Consider the following 15,379-nt stretch of genomic DNA (forward strand, 5'->3'; position numbering starts at 1 on the left):
AAGGGGGTTAATATGAAAAGAAAAATTGTTATAGCCGTTGATGGAACAGCTGGTAGTGGAAAAACAGCTACATTTAATACAGTTGCTAAAAAAATAGGTTATGAATTTATAGATACAGGCTTAATGTATAGAGCGTTTACTTTATTATGCATAGAATCAAAAATTGATTTTAATAATAAAGAAGAGATTATTAAGTCATTAAAAAAATTTGATTTTTCAGTTAAAAATAACAAACCCCATTTAAATGGAAAAGAAGTTGAAAAAAGAATTCAAGAAAATGACATTGTTAAGTTTATTAACTATGTAACTCCAATCCCTGAAGTTAGAAAATTCATGGTAGAGGCTCAAAGAGCAATGGTAAAAGGTGGAGGTTATATTGAAATTGGAAGAGATATAACAACTGTTGTTTTACCTAATGCTGACTTAAAAATATTTTTAGATTCAAGTGTAGAAGCAAGAGCTGAAAGAAGATTTAAGCAAAATGAAAGATTAGGAATTAAAAATAATAATCTTGATGAAATAAAAAATTCTATAATTAACAGAGATGAACAGGACTTTAAAAATGGATTAAGAAAAGCAGATGATGCTTGATTAATTGATAATTCAAATATTCCAATCCAAGATGTTGTTAATATGGTTATTGATAAAATAAAAGAATTGGAAGGTAATTAATTATGAAAAAAGGTATAGTCGCTATAGTAGGTAGGCCTAATGTTGGTAAATCATCTTTATTTAATAGAATAATTAGAGAAAAAAAATCTATTGTTGAAGATACACCTGGTGTAACAAGAGATAGAATTTATGGAACAGCAGAATGATTAACAAGAGAATTCATAGTCATTGATACTGGTGGTATAACTCTTGAAGATCAACCGTTTGCAAAAGAAATTAAAGTGCAGGCAGAAATAGCAATGGAAGAAGCTGATGTTATTGTATTTTTATTAAATCACCAAGAAGGCTTATCTGATGAAGACAAAATGATAGCTAAAATTCTTTATAAGACAAAAAAACCAATTGTATTAGCAGTAAATAAATATGATAAAAAAACTTCTGACTTTGATCAATATGAATATATGAGCTTAGGATTTGGAGAACCTATTTTAATTAGTGCAACTCATGGTATTGGAACTGGGGATTTATTAGATGACATAATTCATCAAATGCCTTCTCATGAAGAAATCAATAAAGACAATAGAACTAGAGTATCAATTATTGGTAGGCCTAATGTTGGTAAATCGTCTCTTGTTAATTCACTAATTGGTGAGGAAAGAATGATTGTAAGTGATATCCCTGGGACAACACTTGATGCTGTAGATTCAGTTGTTAAAGTTAACAACATTGAATATACATTAATAGATACAGCAGGAATACGGAAGAAATCAAAGATTTTTCAAAATGTTGAAAAATATAGTTATTTAAGATCTTTAACAACAATTAATGGTAGTGATGTAGTTTTACTTATGTTAGACGCATCAGTGCCAATAAGTGATTTAGATACAAATATTGGTGGTTTAGCTTTTGAAGAAAGAAAACCAATCATAATAATTGCTAATAAATGAGATTTAGTAGAAAACAAAGAAAAAGAAATATTAAAAAAAGAAGATGAAATAAGAGCTTACTTTAAATATTTAGCTTATGCTAAAATTCTGTTTGTTTCTGCACATGATAAAACAAGGATTACTAAAATATTTACAGCAGTTGAAGATATTAGAACTGCACTTGATAAAAAAATTAAAACTTCTGTTTTCAATGAAGTTTTAAATAAAGCGCAATTAATAAATCCAGCTCCAAATTTCAATGGTGGAAGACTTAAAATTTATTACGGAGCACAGGTTGAAGCTTATCTTCCAACATTTGTTCTTTTTGTGAACAATCCAGATTATGTTCACTTTTCATATAAAAGGTTTTTAGAGAATCAAATAAGACTTCAATTTGGTTTTGAAGGTGTACCAATGTCAATTATTTTCAGGGAAAGGAAATAAGCACTATGAGTAAAAAAAATATAACAATTATTGGAACAGGAGCTTACGGAACAGCGTTAGCGAATGTATTAGCAGATAATGATAACAATGTTATTATGTATGGAATTGTTGAACAACAAGTTGATGATATTAATATTTATCACCAAAACTCAGTTTTCTTTGACAATAAAAAAATAAACAAAACAATTAGAGCAACTAATTCTATGGCAGCAGCTTTAGAAAATACAGATATATTAATTTTAGGAGTTCCTACAGCAGCTATTAAGCATGTGGTTAATGACATTATTAAATATGCTAAAAAACCAATGGATATAATCAATACTGCAAAAGGTTTAGATGAAGAAAATCTAGGATTACTTTCTGATAAAATAAAAAAATATTTTGAAGGTTCAAATGTATTATCAACTTATTCAGCTTTATATGGTCCTTCAATTGCTATTGAAGTAGTTGATCGTCAACCTACAGCAATTATGATAGCTTCAGAAACAATCGAAAAGGCTAAAGAATTATGTAATGTATTTTCTAATGAATATTTCTACATGTATCCAACAACAGACATCGCAGGATGCGAGGTCTCAGCTGCATTAAAAAATGCAATTGCTATTGGTGGTGGAATTCTTAAGGCATACAATGCTGGAGATAACGCTCATGCAACATTATTAACATTAGGTTTAAATGAAATGTATGAATTTGGAAAACACTTTGGTGCTAAACTTGAAACCTTCTTAAACTTTGCTGGTTTAGGTGATTTAATACTTACAGCATCAAGTAAAAAATCAAGAAATTTCAGATTAGGTGAAAGAATTGTAGAGCTAAATGATGCTAAAAAAGCTTTAGAATCATTCAATTTAACTGTTGAAGGTGTGGAAACAGCTAGAATAGCCCATGAAATAGGGGTTAAATACCAAATTAGCATGAATTTTTTTGAAATAATATATAATATTTTATATAATAATGTTAAGCCTATTTCACTTTTAAATAATGTCTTTAGAGACGTGAAATTAGTTTAAAAAATTAAAGGAGAAATTATATGACAAAAAAAGACTTAATTAACGAAATTATTGCTAATGAAAACATCTCAAAAGTTGAATGTGAAGCAGTAGTTAATTCATTATTCGATTTAATTATTGAAGAATTATCATCAGGAAACGAAGTTTCAATCGCAGGTTTTGGTAAATTTGCAATTAGTGAAAGAGCAGCAAGAGAAGGAATCAACCCATCAACAGGTGATAAAATTTCAATCGCAGCTTCTAAATCAGCTAAATTCAAAGCAGCTAAACAATTAAAAGAAAAATTAAACTAAAAGTAAGCATATGCTTACTTTTTTTTATTTTTAAATTAAAATTAATAACATATGACAAAAAAAGGAGCGTAGCCATGCTTATTGAATTATTAGCAAAAGGATTAATTTCAAAACACAAATTATTATTAGAAAACTATAAGAAAATTTCAATGAATGAAAATCAAGTTATGATAGTTTTACTAACAATGCAATTTAGTGATGAAAATAAGAAAATGATTACACCTTTAAAATTATCTAAATTTATGAACATATCAATTGATACAATTGAAGTTGAGTTACAAGATTTAGTTGACAAAAGACTGGTTAAAATTAAACCAAAAGAAATAGATTTCAGTCAATTATTTTTAAAAATAGTTTTACTAATAGAAAATGAATCTTTGAAAAAAGGGGAAACATATTTCATTCAAACAATTGAAAAAGAAATTGGCTGAAAATTTACTATACCTCAAATTGAAGAAATAAAAGATCTTTTACAAAATTCTATATCAAGACAACAAGTATTAGACATACTATATAAACATCAAATAAGTGATTATGATACATTCCTTAAATTAATTGGTAAATATTCAAATAAAATAGAAAAATCATTAAAGTTTAACTGATTAGAAAATTAAGTTTAGGCAGATAATTTAATTTAAATTCATTGTCTAAATAAATTTGATAAGCATTATCTAAAAATCATTCGTAAGGAATGGTTTTTTTATTTTTATTAACTCAATTAATTAAAGTTAAATAGTTAACTAGAAAAAATTCTTCATAACTTCCAAAGTAGACTATAATAAAAGCTATTCCTTTATTATTTAAAACTAATTTTAGCTTTTCATTTTGATTTTTTCTGATTAAATGAAAATCAAAATAATCTTTATAAGTTTCTTTTGCTTCAAACTCAAAGTAAGTTCCTTTATATGCTCCAATGTAATCACAATTTAAACTATCTTTAAATTTAGCACTTGTAATTTGATTATTTTTTGTAGTAATGGGAATTATATTAGTTGGTATCTTTGATACAACACAATCATTGTTATCAATATATTTTTGATGCGTTATATTAAGCAAAGTCTCAAGAAACATTCCTTGATTTTTAATAGGATTCATACATTCACCTCATATTAGTATTAAGGGATTTTTTTATTTTTAATTACATGATAAAATAAATAATATTGAACGGAGGTATTTTATGAAAAAACCTAATATATTAGCTGAAGAAATTTTGTATGAAAAAATTCCCAAAGAGTTTCCAGGATATAAAATTGAAAGTGTAGATAGTTTGCTAGATAAAATAATCGTTCAGATGAAATACTATGAAGAAGAGCTGGAACAATTAAATAAAGTTTTAGAAGAAAAAAATAAAACAATAACTGATCTAGAACAAAAAGCATCTACTTATCAAGGAATGGCTATTTCAAAAAGTGCTGAGCTTGATAAACTAACAAAAGTTCATTTGTCAAATTCTGATTTTGTAAAACAAGCAAAACAAATTGATACATTAGAAAAAACAATGAAGTTAATTTTAGAAAAATTGGAAAATAAATAAAAATTTTGTAAGTTAATAAATATAAGATAAAATAATATATGAGATTTTATGGTCAATCGCTGCATTTTTATTAATGTAGAGGAAACTCCACGCTTGCACAATCTGAGATGGTTGTAGTGATTATGCTAGACGAAAAAATAAGTCTAGGCAGTACGCAAGTATTGACGGCATAACTAACCTAAGGCTTTTGCTATGGAGATGTTATGAAGTGCCACAGAGACGAGTATAGGGAAACCTTGAAATGGAACGCGGTAAACCCCATAAGTAAGAAACTTAAATTTTGGTAAAGGAACTTGGCGAACAGAAATGAATGTAAACCAGGAGGATTATATCCTAGATAGATGATTGACACCGAAAGGTACAAAACGTGGGTTATAGTAAAATCTCATATTTTTTAATAGTTTGTGGTGAATTATGGAAGCAATGATAAAACTTGTAAATTATTTAAACAAAACAAATCAAACAATTTCTACTTGTGAATCTTTTACTGGTGGAATGTTTGCAAATGAAATAACAAATATTTCAGGAGCAAGTAATGTTTATTTAGGATCTTTTGTTAGTTATCAAAATTCATTTAAACAATCAATAGTAGGCGTAAGCGAACGAACTATTAAAAAATATGGTGTCGTATCAGAGAAATGTGCAATTGAAATGGCACAAAATACATTGAAGTTAACTAAATCTGATTTTTCAATTAGCTTTACAGGGAATGCAGGACCAATGGCTATGGAAAACAAAGAAGTAGGTTTAGCATATATTTGTGTTTGCTCAAAATCAAAATATAAAGTTGTAGAAATTAATGAAAAAAATATGAATAGAATAGAATTTAAAGAAAATGGTTTAACTGTAGCATTAAATCTTTTTTTAGATTTCGCTAAATAAAATAATTATTTACCTTAATAATTTATTGGAGGTAAGTTAATTATGACTAATAGTAAAATAGTAGAGGGGGTTTCAAAAACAATGAGTAATAAAAATGAAATTTGAAAAAATGAAGCCCTTATATTGGCTTTAAAAACAATAGAAAAAAACTATGGTAAAGAAGCTTTAGTTGTTTATAATGAAGGCGATGATATTGACCATGATGTTATTTCATCGGGTTCTTTTTTAATTGATCAAGCAATTGGTATAGGTGGTTATCCAAAGGGAAGAGTTGTTGAAATATTTGGTCCGGAATCTTCAGGAAAAACTACACTTGCATTACATGCAATTGCTGAAGCACAAAAACAAGGTGAAATTGCCGCTTTCATTGATGCAGAACATTCTCTTGACTTAAATTATGCTAAAAAAATAGGTGTTGATATAAATAGTTTGTTAGTTAGTCAACCATCTTATGGAGAAGAGGCTTTAGATATTTTAGAAACTCTAGTTAAATCTAATTCTATAAGTTTGATAGTTGTTGATTCAGTAGCTGCTTTAGTTCCTAAAACAGAATTAGAAGGTGAAATGTCTGACCAATCTATAGGGCTTCAAGCAAGAATGATGTCAAAAGCTCTTAGAAAATTAAATGGAGTAATTTCAAAGTCTAAAACAACTGTAATTTTTATTAATCAATTAAGAGAAAAAATTGGAATAATGTTTGGGAATCCAGAAACAACAACTGGTGGTAGAGCTTTAAAATTTTTCTCTACTTTAAGAATTGAAGTAAGAAAAGGTGAATCTTTAATTGAAAATGGAATTGTTGTTGCTAACAAAGTAAAAGTAAAAGTTGTCAAAAATAAAGTTGCAGCTCCTTTTAAACAAACACTAATAACAATTGGTTATGACAAAGGTATTGAAAGAATCAACGAAATAATAGAATTAGCAACTCTTTATAATATTTTAGATAAATCTGGTGTTTGATACTCATATGAAAAAGATAAAATTGGACAAGGTAAAAACGCAGTAAAAGAATGGTTAAATAAAAACCCTGATAAACTATCAAAAATAGAATTTGAATTAAAAGAATTTATCGAAAGATCATAGAAGTCTATTGTTTTAATCTATTTTTTTAATCTTCATTTTGAAGTATAATATATATGTGTCTAATAAACACACTTATATAAGGAGTAAAAATGGGAATTATTATAGGTATGATAATTGTATCAGTAGCCTTGATAATATCACTATGCTCATTACTTTATATATTGACTTCTAAGTCTCAAAAAGTCTTAAATGAAAAAAAGATAAAAGAAGCAAAAAATGAAAGAAAAAAAATTCTCTCAGATACATATAGAGAAATTAATGAACAAAAAAAGTCATTTGAAGAAAATCTTCAATTTGAAAAGAATAAATTAGAGATCGCTAAACAAAACATTGAAAATGAAAGTAATTTATTAATCAAAGAAAGAGCTATCATTATTAAACAACAAGAATCAATTGAAGTTAAAAATATTGACTTGGATAAAAGAATAAAAAATTATTCTGATAAAAGAGAAGAGCTTATAAAAAGATTAGAAATTATTAGTAACATGACAAGTTTTGAAGCAAAAGCAGAGTTAATGAAAAATGTTGAATCAAAAATTCAATATGAAATCGTAAGTCAGATTAAACAAGCTGAAAACTTAGCTCACGCAAGAGCTAAAGAATTATCAAATAATATTATATTATCTGCAATGGAAAGATTTAAAACAGATATTGTTAATGAAAAAACAACAAATTTAGTTAAATTGCCAAATGATGATATAAAAGGTTGAATCATTGGAAAAGATGGTAGAAATCTTAAAACTTTTGAACAATTAGCTGGTGTTGAAATAATTGTTGATGATACACCTGAAGTTGTAACTATTTCTTCTTTTAATCCGATTAGGAGAGAAATAGCAACAAAAACTTTAGAAAAATTATTAATAGATAAAAGAATTCAACCAATTAAAATTGAAAAGGAATTAAAAGTACAAGAAAAATTAATTGATGAAACTATTTTAGAAATAGGGTATCAAGTAATGGATGAGCTTGGTATTCATGATATGGACAAAGAACTTGTCAAATTAGTTGGGAAATTGAAATATAGAACAAGTTATGGTCAAAATGTTTTACTTCACTCAGTCGAAGTAGCTAAAATAGCTTCAAGTATTGCTTCTGAATTAGGTTTAAATGCCAAGCAAGCGCTTAGAGCAGGATTACTACATGATATTGGTAAAGCAATTGATTTTGAAAAAACAGGTAGCCACGTATTCTTAGGCGTTGAAGTAGCTAGAAAATATGGCGAAGATGAAGTTGTTATTAATTCAATTGAAGCTCACCATGAGGATGTTGCTAAAGAGAGCGAAATAGCTGTCATAGTTGCAATAGCGGATGCTATTAGCGCTTCAAAACCAGGTGCTAGAAATAATTCAATAGAAGATTTTATTGTAAGAATGAAAGAAATTGAAAAAATTGGGAATAGTATCCCTGGAATTTCAAAAACTTATGCATTTCAAGCAGGAAGACAAATCAGAGTTATTGTTGATCCAGTAACTACTGATGACAAAGACCTTGCTGGTATATTAGAAACTCTAAAAAATGACTTAAAAAATAGTGTTATTATCCCAGGTGAAATAACAATAACAGCAATAAGAGAAAAAAGAGAAATCTTAGTATTTAATTAAAAGGTTAATAAACCTTTTTTTGTTTGCCTAAAAGATTTAAAATTAATGTAAATAGGAATAGAGGGTCTTAATATGAAATTTGCAACAATTGGAACTGGATGAATAGTAAAAGAATTTTTAGATGCTGCAAAGGAATTTGCTGAGCTTGAATACTCTATTTGTTATAGCAGAAAAGAAGAAACAGCTTTAAGTTTTTTAAATGAAACAAACAATACAAATACTAGAATAGTTACAGATTTAAACGAGCTGGCAAAATCTGATTGTGATTTTGTTTACATAGCATCTCCAAATGGATTACATTATGAACAAACTAAACTTTTATTGGATAATCATAAAAATGTCATATTAGAAAAACCAGCAACTTTTAAAACACAACAAATAATTGAATTAAAAGAAATTGCTAATAAGAATAAAGTAATTTTAATGGAAGCAATAAAATCTGTTCACGTTGATGAACTTAAAATTTTAGAAAGTTTTATAGAATCTAATAATGTTAATTCAGCTATATTTAATTTAAATCAATATTCAAGTAGAATGCTTGATGTAAAACAAGAAAAGTTTAATTCTGTTTTTGATTTTGAACTTGGTAAAGGATCATCTTTTGATTTAAATGTTTACCCTGTAGAACTTGCAATTAAATTGTTTGGAAAAGTTTCAGATGTTGTTGCAAAAAATGTTAGATTAAAAAACAATGTTGGAATTATGAATCATTCAATTTTATCGCATGAAAATGGAATAATAACTTCTATCACATGTTCAAAGAATAATTTTCAATCAATAAACTCACAAATTTTTGCAGAAGATAAAAATGTAGAAATTAAAAACATCACATCAATAGATGAGTTTACAATAAACAATTTTATTTTAAGAGTTGCTCCACTTAATATTAAAACTTCTAAATCAAATGCAATGTGATATGAAGTAAAAGATTTTATTAATCTGATATTAAATAAAGATTTTGAAAAAATGAATTATTGACTTGATATAACAATAGAAACCATAAGAGTACTTGAAATTATTGAAAATAATAACTAGGTTATTATAAAAGAAATGAGTAAAAAGCATTTAATACTTTATAATTATTAATATGAATAAAGAAATAATATTACAAATAGTTAAAGAAAATAATGAAATGATATCAATTAATAGTTTAGCAGCGAAGCTAAACTATTTTGATTTACCAAAATTAGAAGATTACTTAAAAGAATTGAATGAAGAAAACATTCTTGCTTTCACTACTGAAAAAAATGTTTATTTATTGGGTGGTTCTTTTAAAAAAGGAAACTTGAGAATGAATCCAAAAGGTTTTGGATTCGTAAACGACGTATTGCAACCTGAAGAAGAAGCTTATTTTGTTCCCCCTGTTAGTTTGAATGGTTGTTTTGATAGTGATGAAGTAATTTTTAAAGTTGTTAAAGACCAAGAAAAAACAAGGGCTGAAATTATTGAATTATGTTTAAGGGTTAAAGAATTTTTAATAGGAGAAATAGTAAGAAGTTTTGATGGTAAATTTTTAGATTTTATACCTAGTGATCAAGCATTTACAGGATTTAGAGTTAGAATATTAAATAAAAAAGAATTTCCTATTCAAGAATATCAAATTGTCAAAGCTAAAATAATCTCAGTTAAAGAAAGATTATTATTTGTAAGACTCAAAAAAGTCATAGGTGATGCTAGAAAAGCTAGTGATAGAATTTTATCCATTGCTGAAGAATTCGAAATTAGAACAGAGTTTGAAAAGGCAACTTTAAAAGAGGCCGAAAGAGTAAATGTCCCTGTTGAGCGTGAAGTTGATGAAATAAACAGAAGAATGAAAAATTCATTATTAGATAAAATGGTTGTTACAATTGATGGAATTGACTCAAAAGATTTAGATGATGCAATATGTGTTGAAAAATTAGAAAATGGCGAATTTAAATTATATGTTGCTATTGCTGATGTTAGTCATTATGTTGAACCGAAAACACCATTAGATAAAGAAGCATTAATAAGAGGTAATTCAACTTACTTAGCTAATAGAGTTTTACCTATGCTTCCAAAAATTTTAAGTGATGATTTATGTTCATTAAATCCAAATACAAAAAAATTTGCATTAGCATGTGAAATGAAGTTTGATAAAAATGGAATTATGATTAGTAAAGAAGTTTATGAAACAATTATGATTTCAAAAGTAAGATTAAACTATAATGAAGTTAATGAATATATTGCAAATAAAACATGAAATCATTGTGAAGAATCAAGAACAATGATTGATCAAGCAATTGAACTATTTAAATTAATTGAACAAGTTAAAATTAAACGTGGAACAATTACTTTTGATGTTAGGGAACCAAAAGTAATAATGGATGAAAACAGTAATGTTATTGAAATTAAAGCAAGACAAACTGGTGAATCAGAAAAATTAATTGAACAATTTATGGTTAGTGCAAATGAAGCTGTTGCTGAAATAGTTTATGAAATGGAATTACCATTTATTTATAGAAATCATGATAAACCTGATGAAGAAGATTTAATTACATGATATCAATCATTGAAATCATTTGGGATTGATCCTAAATTAACACCATTAGAAATGCTAGATCCTATAAACATTAATAAAACGTTAAAAAGAATTAGTGAACAAACCAAAGATCCTATTGAAGAAGAATTATTAAACTTATCTCTTTTAAGATATATGGCAAAAGCTAAATATGAATTAGAAAATATTGGGCATTTTGGTTTATCAAGTAAATGTTATACTCACTTCACTTCACCAATTAGAAGATACAGTGATTTAATTGTTCATAGATATTTAAAACAATACATTATTAATAAAGATTATGATCAAAAAGCATTAGAAATAAATGAAGCATTTATCAAAAAAGCATCAGTAATAATTAATGAAACAGAAACAACTAGCGTAGATTGTGAACGAGAAGTAGTTAAAGCTTGTACAGTTGAATATATGAGTGATAAAATAGGAAACATCTATGAAGGAACAATCTCTGTAGCATTAAAATTTGGTATTTTTGTTCAACTTGAAAATATGGTAGAAGGTTTGGTTCATATTTCAAATCTTGAACCTAACATAGTTTATGATGAAACTAATAAAATACTAATTAAACATGATAATACATTTTATAGAATGGGACAAAAAGTTAAAATTAAAGTTATAAGCGCTGATATTAGAAAAAGAAAAATTGACTTTATTTTAGTTAAATAAAAGTAAGGAGGTTCTTGTTATGGGTGAACATGTTATTGCATTAAACAAAAAAGCAAAATTTAATTATGAAATACTTGAAACTTGAGAAGCAGGAATTGAACTTTACGGACCTGAAATTAAATCTATTAGAAATCACGAAGCAAATATTGCTGAAGCATTTATATTAATAAGAAAAAAAGAAGCATTTTTAATAAATGCAAATATTAAAAAATATGATTATGCAAATTTTGTAAAAGGTATAGATCCTTTAAGAACAAGAAAATTGTTACTACATAAAAAAGAAATTAATAAAATTTTAAAAAGAGTAATGCTAGAAAAACTTACTATTGTACCTTTAAGACTTTATTTAAAAGGTAATTATGCTAAATTAGAAATTGGTTTAGGACGTGGTAAAAAAAATCATGACAAAAGAGAAACAATTAAAAAAAGAGATACAGAGCGAAAAGAAATGCGTAAGTATAAATACTAATTAGTGAGGTTTAAAATGGAGAATAACACAAATATACAATCTTTTCCTTCTTGAGGAATAGCTATTTTAGTAATTGTATTTATATTAGCTTTAATTGTTGCATGTTGAGGTTTTATTTCAGGTTTTAATTTAAAAAGAAAAGAATCTACAACTTCATCAGCAATTGTTTGAAACGAATTGTTTGTTAATAAGAAAGCTGTTAAATTTAATGAAAGCTTTGAAATTAATGAAGGTATTTTTGCATTGACTTTTGCTAAAGTAGAAAAAAGTGATTTCTTTTTACCTATTTACATATTCAGCAGTGCTGATTTTATAAAAGATTCAAAAGAGATTATTTCTCAGATAATTGAAGGTGAATTTGAAATAGTTAACAATTATATGAAAGAAAATAAAAAAAATTTAAAGGATTTATTTTTCGTACAATTAGAAGAAAAAACTTCTGATTTAAAAAAAGAAGAATGAATTAAAAAAACAGGAAGCAAAAATAGAGGTTTTAACACCTAACATGGTTTTATTTGGAATATTTTCCCAAATAAAACCTTTTTTTTTTTTTTTGTGTGAAAATATATAATGAGGTACAAAATGGAAACAAACAAATTATTAGGATTAATTATAATGATTATCGGTCTATTAATAATGGTGATTTTTGGTGTGTTAGCTTTTTGGGTTAAGAACAGATCAAAGATTCATGATGAATTTTATAGAAGAAATAAAGAGAGTCAAACTATTTGAGAATTCACTAAAAAGAATTTCCCTATTTTTCTGTCTTTATTTGGATTTGTTATGGCGTTTTCAGGACTAATGATGTTAGTCTAATTTGTACCCTTTAAAAACAAATTATGAAAGGGATAAAAGATGAAAAGTTTTTCTTCTATTGAATGAAAAAGTAGTGCTAAAAACTCTTGAGAAATGTTCAAAAAGGGTTGTGGAAACATTATGCCTACACTTTCAAAATTAAGTAAAGCTTTCCTTTTACCTATTGCTTTACTTCCAATCGCGGGAGTATTCTTAGGTGTAGGGTCAGCTATTGCTTCAAATTCAAGTGCAGATAGTTTTGGTTATTTCTTTGGTACATTACTAAATAAAATGGGTGATGTATGTTTTGGAAACTTACCAGTGTTATTCTGTATCTCAGTTGCCCTTGCATATACTAAAGACTCAGGAATTGCAGCTATTACAGCTGTTGTAGGTTTTTTAGTTATGAATGGTATGCAAGCAGCTTTATTACATACACAAACTTTATCAATTAACGAAAGTAATTTATGAGTTAACGTATTAACAGAATCAGGACAAGACAGCTGAAAACAATTCACATGAGTTGTGGACGGAAAAATAGATTGAGCAAATGCTGCTATACATCTAGAATCAATTGCAGGATGAGGTATTGGAACTGATGCTTCTAATCTAACAATGGTTAACTCAAATTTTGAGTTAATTGATGGAGCAGGATCAGTTTATTATTCATTACTTTGAATTAACAAAATTCCTAATGGATTAATTACATCAAATATTGGAATTAACTCATTAAATACAGGTGTATTTGCTGGAATTTTCGTTGGTGCTATTGCAGCTAAATGTTACAATAAATATCACCAAACTCAATTACCATCAGCAATTAGTTTCTTTAGTGGAACAAAATTAGTTCCAATTGTAACATTTGTTGCTGTTATACCTTTATCATTTATATTTATGTTTATTTGACCATACATTGGTATGGGATTAGCCGCATTTGGACAAGCATCCGGTAAATTGCCTGGTGGATTGGACTCATTTATTTATGAAGTTGCAGAACGTTCATTAGTACCATTTGGTCTACACCACGTTTTCTATGCTCCATTATGATGAACAAATGCCGGTGGTTCAATTGCTGAAGCATTTAATTCAGCAACTAAAGCTCAACAAGATGCATTTGTAGAAATTTGAATTAAAAATCATGATGCAGCAGCATTAGGTTTAACAAACGTTACATTTGAATCTATTAGAACATTAATATCACGTGATTACACTGATCTATGACAATCAATGGGTGACCAAACTATGGCTTACAAAGTTATTGCTAATACAAAAGTATTAAACTTCACAGACTTAGAAGCTTTAGGATTAAACATCGGTAGATTCCAATCAGGTAAATTCGGATTTATGTTATTAGGATTACCAATGGCTGGATTAGCTATGTGATTAAACGTACCTAAAGAAAACAGAAAAGAAGTTATGGGAATTTACTTCTCAGCAGCCTTTACTTGTTTCTTAACAGGTATTACAGAACCAATCGAATATACATTCTTATTCTTAGCACCATGATTATTCTATGGTGTACATATGCCTTTAGCAGCTATTTCATTCTTATTTGCTGGATTATTCAAAACTCACGTATCAATGACTGTTTCTGGAGGATTTATTGATTACATCGTATTTGGAGTTATTCCTTACTTTGGATCAAAAGCAATGTCAGCTAAATCAGCATTTGCAATTTTGGGAGTTTCAGTCGCAATGGCACCAGCTTACTTCTTCGGATTCTACTTTGCAGTAAAATACGGAAATGTTATGGTACCAGGTCGTGATGGAAGTTCAAACGTGCAATTAGCAACAAAAGCTGAATATAAAGCATCAAAAGGATTAAATGTTGATGGAAGCAAAATTGAAAACGGAAAATCTACAAAAGCATCTGCTAAAGATGATGTTGAAGAAGGAAGAATTCAAAAAGCTACAAAAATCATCGAATTCTTGGGTGGAGAAGCTAATATCGTTGACGTTGATGCATGTGCTAGCCGTTTACGTTTAACTGTTAAAGATGGATCTTTAGTTGATAAAGATGGAATTATTTCTTTAGGTGGAGCTACTGGAGCTCTAATTAGAGGAACAAATGTACAAGTTGTTTATGGTGGAGAACAAGAAGCTATTAAACCTCGTATGATTAAAATCTTAGATGAACAAAGAAAATCTAAAAAATAGTATTATTTAAAAATAAATGCTTATCGTAAGATAAGTATAAATTAAAATTGGAAGTGCAACACTTCTAACCGAATGTCTCATAAAATTCCTGAGCTGATTTGTAGTTCAGAATTTTACGAGGCATTTTATTTATTTCATTTAATATTTCTATTATATTATCATCCTTCAAATTTGTAAAATTTGTTTTCTTAGGTAAATATCTTCTGATTAATCCATTAAAATTTTCATTAGTACCTTTTTCACAAGAAGCGTAGGTATTACATGTATAAAGTGGTATATTTAGTTCCTGTGTAACTTCATGTATAAGATTGAATTCCATTCCGTTGTCTTTTGTAATTGATTTGATATTTAAGTTTTCTTTATTAATTAAT

Annotated in this window: 17 protein-coding genes and 1 other RNA gene; 16 read left to right on the forward strand and 2 right to left on the reverse strand. The window is 27.3% G+C overall.

Features of this window, described 5'->3' with window-relative positions:
* Window positions 1–12: 12 nt before the first annotated feature.
* The 5 genes from cmk (at window position 13) to T314_RS0102150 (ending at window position 3,899) form a co-directional block, all read left to right on the forward strand.
* Window positions 13–672, forward strand: a complete 660-nt coding sequence (gene cmk, locus T314_RS0102130; RefSeq protein WP_029511974.1) for a (d)CMP kinase — start codon at window positions 13–15, stop codon at window positions 670–672.
* Between the two features lie 2 nt (window positions 673–674).
* Complete coding sequence (gene der / locus T314_RS0102135; RefSeq protein WP_023025531.1) at window positions 675–1,982, forward strand: ribosome biogenesis GTPase Der; 1,308 nt, start codon at window positions 675–677, stop codon at window positions 1,980–1,982.
* Window positions 1,983–1,987: 5 nt separating this feature from the next.
* Window positions 1,988–2,992 carry an NAD(P)H-dependent glycerol-3-phosphate dehydrogenase gene (locus tag T314_RS0102140; RefSeq protein ID WP_029511975.1) on the forward strand — a complete coding sequence of 335 codons (1,005 nt, stop codon included), beginning with the start codon at window positions 1,988–1,990 and terminating at the stop codon, window positions 2,990–2,992.
* A gap of 20 nt (window positions 2,993–3,012) precedes the next feature.
* Window positions 3,013–3,285, forward strand: coding sequence for an HU family DNA-binding protein (locus tag T314_RS0102145; RefSeq protein WP_011183098.1), 273 nt, complete (start codon window positions 3,013–3,015; stop codon window positions 3,283–3,285).
* Window positions 3,286–3,359: 74 nt separating this feature from the next.
* Window positions 3,360–3,899, forward strand: coding sequence for a DnaD family protein (locus T314_RS0102150; RefSeq protein ID WP_011183099.1), 540 nt, complete (start codon window positions 3,360–3,362; stop codon window positions 3,897–3,899).
* Here T314_RS0102150 and T314_RS0102155 read toward each other — a convergent pair.
* Window positions 3,880–4,380: a Holliday junction resolvase RecU gene (locus T314_RS0102155; RefSeq protein WP_029511976.1), complete on the reverse strand. Its 501-nt coding sequence runs from the start codon at window positions 4,378–4,380 to the stop codon at window positions 3,880–3,882. The genes T314_RS0102150 and T314_RS0102155 overlap by 20 nt on opposite strands.
* An 82-nt stretch (window positions 4,381–4,462) precedes the next feature.
* Here T314_RS0102155 and T314_RS0102160 point away from each other — a divergent pair, with 82 nt between their 5' ends.
* From T314_RS0102160 to T314_RS0102205, 11 genes are all read left to right on the forward strand, one after another.
* A complete protein-coding gene (locus tag T314_RS0102160) occupies window positions 4,463–4,819 on the forward strand; it encodes a hypothetical protein (protein WP_029511977.1) in 357 nt (118 codons plus the stop codon).
* Window positions 4,820–4,863: 44 nt separating this feature from the next.
* Window positions 4,864–5,199: RNase P RNA component class B (gene rnpB / locus T314_RS03940), an RNA gene on the forward strand.
* A gap of 34 nt (window positions 5,200–5,233) precedes the next feature.
* Window positions 5,234–5,701, forward strand: coding sequence for a CinA family protein (locus tag T314_RS0102165; protein WP_029511978.1), 468 nt, complete (start codon window positions 5,234–5,236; stop codon window positions 5,699–5,701).
* Between the two features lie 42 nt (window positions 5,702–5,743).
* Entirely contained in the window at window positions 5,744–6,784 is a 1,041-nt protein-coding gene (gene recA / locus T314_RS0102170) for a recombinase RecA (RefSeq protein WP_084322458.1), read from the forward strand.
* An 89-nt stretch (window positions 6,785–6,873) separates the two neighbouring features.
* A complete protein-coding gene (rny, locus tag T314_RS0102175; protein ID WP_029511980.1) occupies window positions 6,874–8,385 on the forward strand; it encodes a ribonuclease Y in 1,512 nt (503 codons plus the stop codon).
* A gap of 72 nt (window positions 8,386–8,457) precedes the next feature.
* Window positions 8,458–9,420 carry a Gfo/Idh/MocA family protein gene (locus T314_RS0102180; protein ID WP_029511981.1) on the forward strand — a complete coding sequence of 321 codons (963 nt, stop codon included), beginning with the start codon at window positions 8,458–8,460 and terminating at the stop codon, window positions 9,418–9,420.
* Between the two features lie 52 nt (window positions 9,421–9,472).
* Window positions 9,473–11,587, forward strand: coding sequence for a ribonuclease R (gene rnr, locus T314_RS0102185; RefSeq protein ID WP_029511982.1), 2,115 nt, complete (start codon window positions 9,473–9,475; stop codon window positions 11,585–11,587).
* A 19-nt stretch (window positions 11,588–11,606) separates the two neighbouring features.
* Complete coding sequence (smpB, locus tag T314_RS0102190) at window positions 11,607–12,056, forward strand: SsrA-binding protein SmpB (RefSeq protein WP_029511983.1); 450 nt, start codon at window positions 11,607–11,609, stop codon at window positions 12,054–12,056.
* 15 nt (window positions 12,057–12,071) lie between these two features.
* Window positions 12,072–12,560, forward strand: coding sequence for a hypothetical protein (locus tag T314_RS0102195; RefSeq protein ID WP_029511984.1), 489 nt, complete (start codon window positions 12,072–12,074; stop codon window positions 12,558–12,560).
* A gap of 78 nt (window positions 12,561–12,638) precedes the next feature.
* Window positions 12,639–12,872 (forward strand): hypothetical protein, encoded by a 234-nt coding sequence (locus tag T314_RS0102200; RefSeq protein ID WP_023025545.1) that lies wholly within the window; start codon window positions 12,639–12,641, stop codon window positions 12,870–12,872.
* A 93-nt stretch (window positions 12,873–12,965) separates the two neighbouring features.
* Window positions 12,966–15,008, forward strand: coding sequence for a PTS transporter subunit EIIC (locus T314_RS0102205; protein WP_425255873.1), 2,043 nt, complete (start codon window positions 12,966–12,968; stop codon window positions 15,006–15,008).
* A 64-nt stretch (window positions 15,009–15,072) separates the two neighbouring features.
* Here the strand turns inward: T314_RS0102205 and T314_RS0102210 are convergent.
* A partial coding sequence (locus tag T314_RS0102210) for an IS30 family transposase (protein ID WP_029511986.1) occupies window positions 15,073–15,379 on the reverse strand: 307 nt, incomplete at its 5' end.

The sequence above is a fragment of the Mesoplasma grammopterae ATCC 49580 genome (assembly GCF_000701525.1).
Classification (GTDB): Bacteria; Bacillota_I; Bacilli_A; order Mycoplasmatales; family Mycoplasmataceae; genus Mesoplasma; species Mesoplasma grammopterae.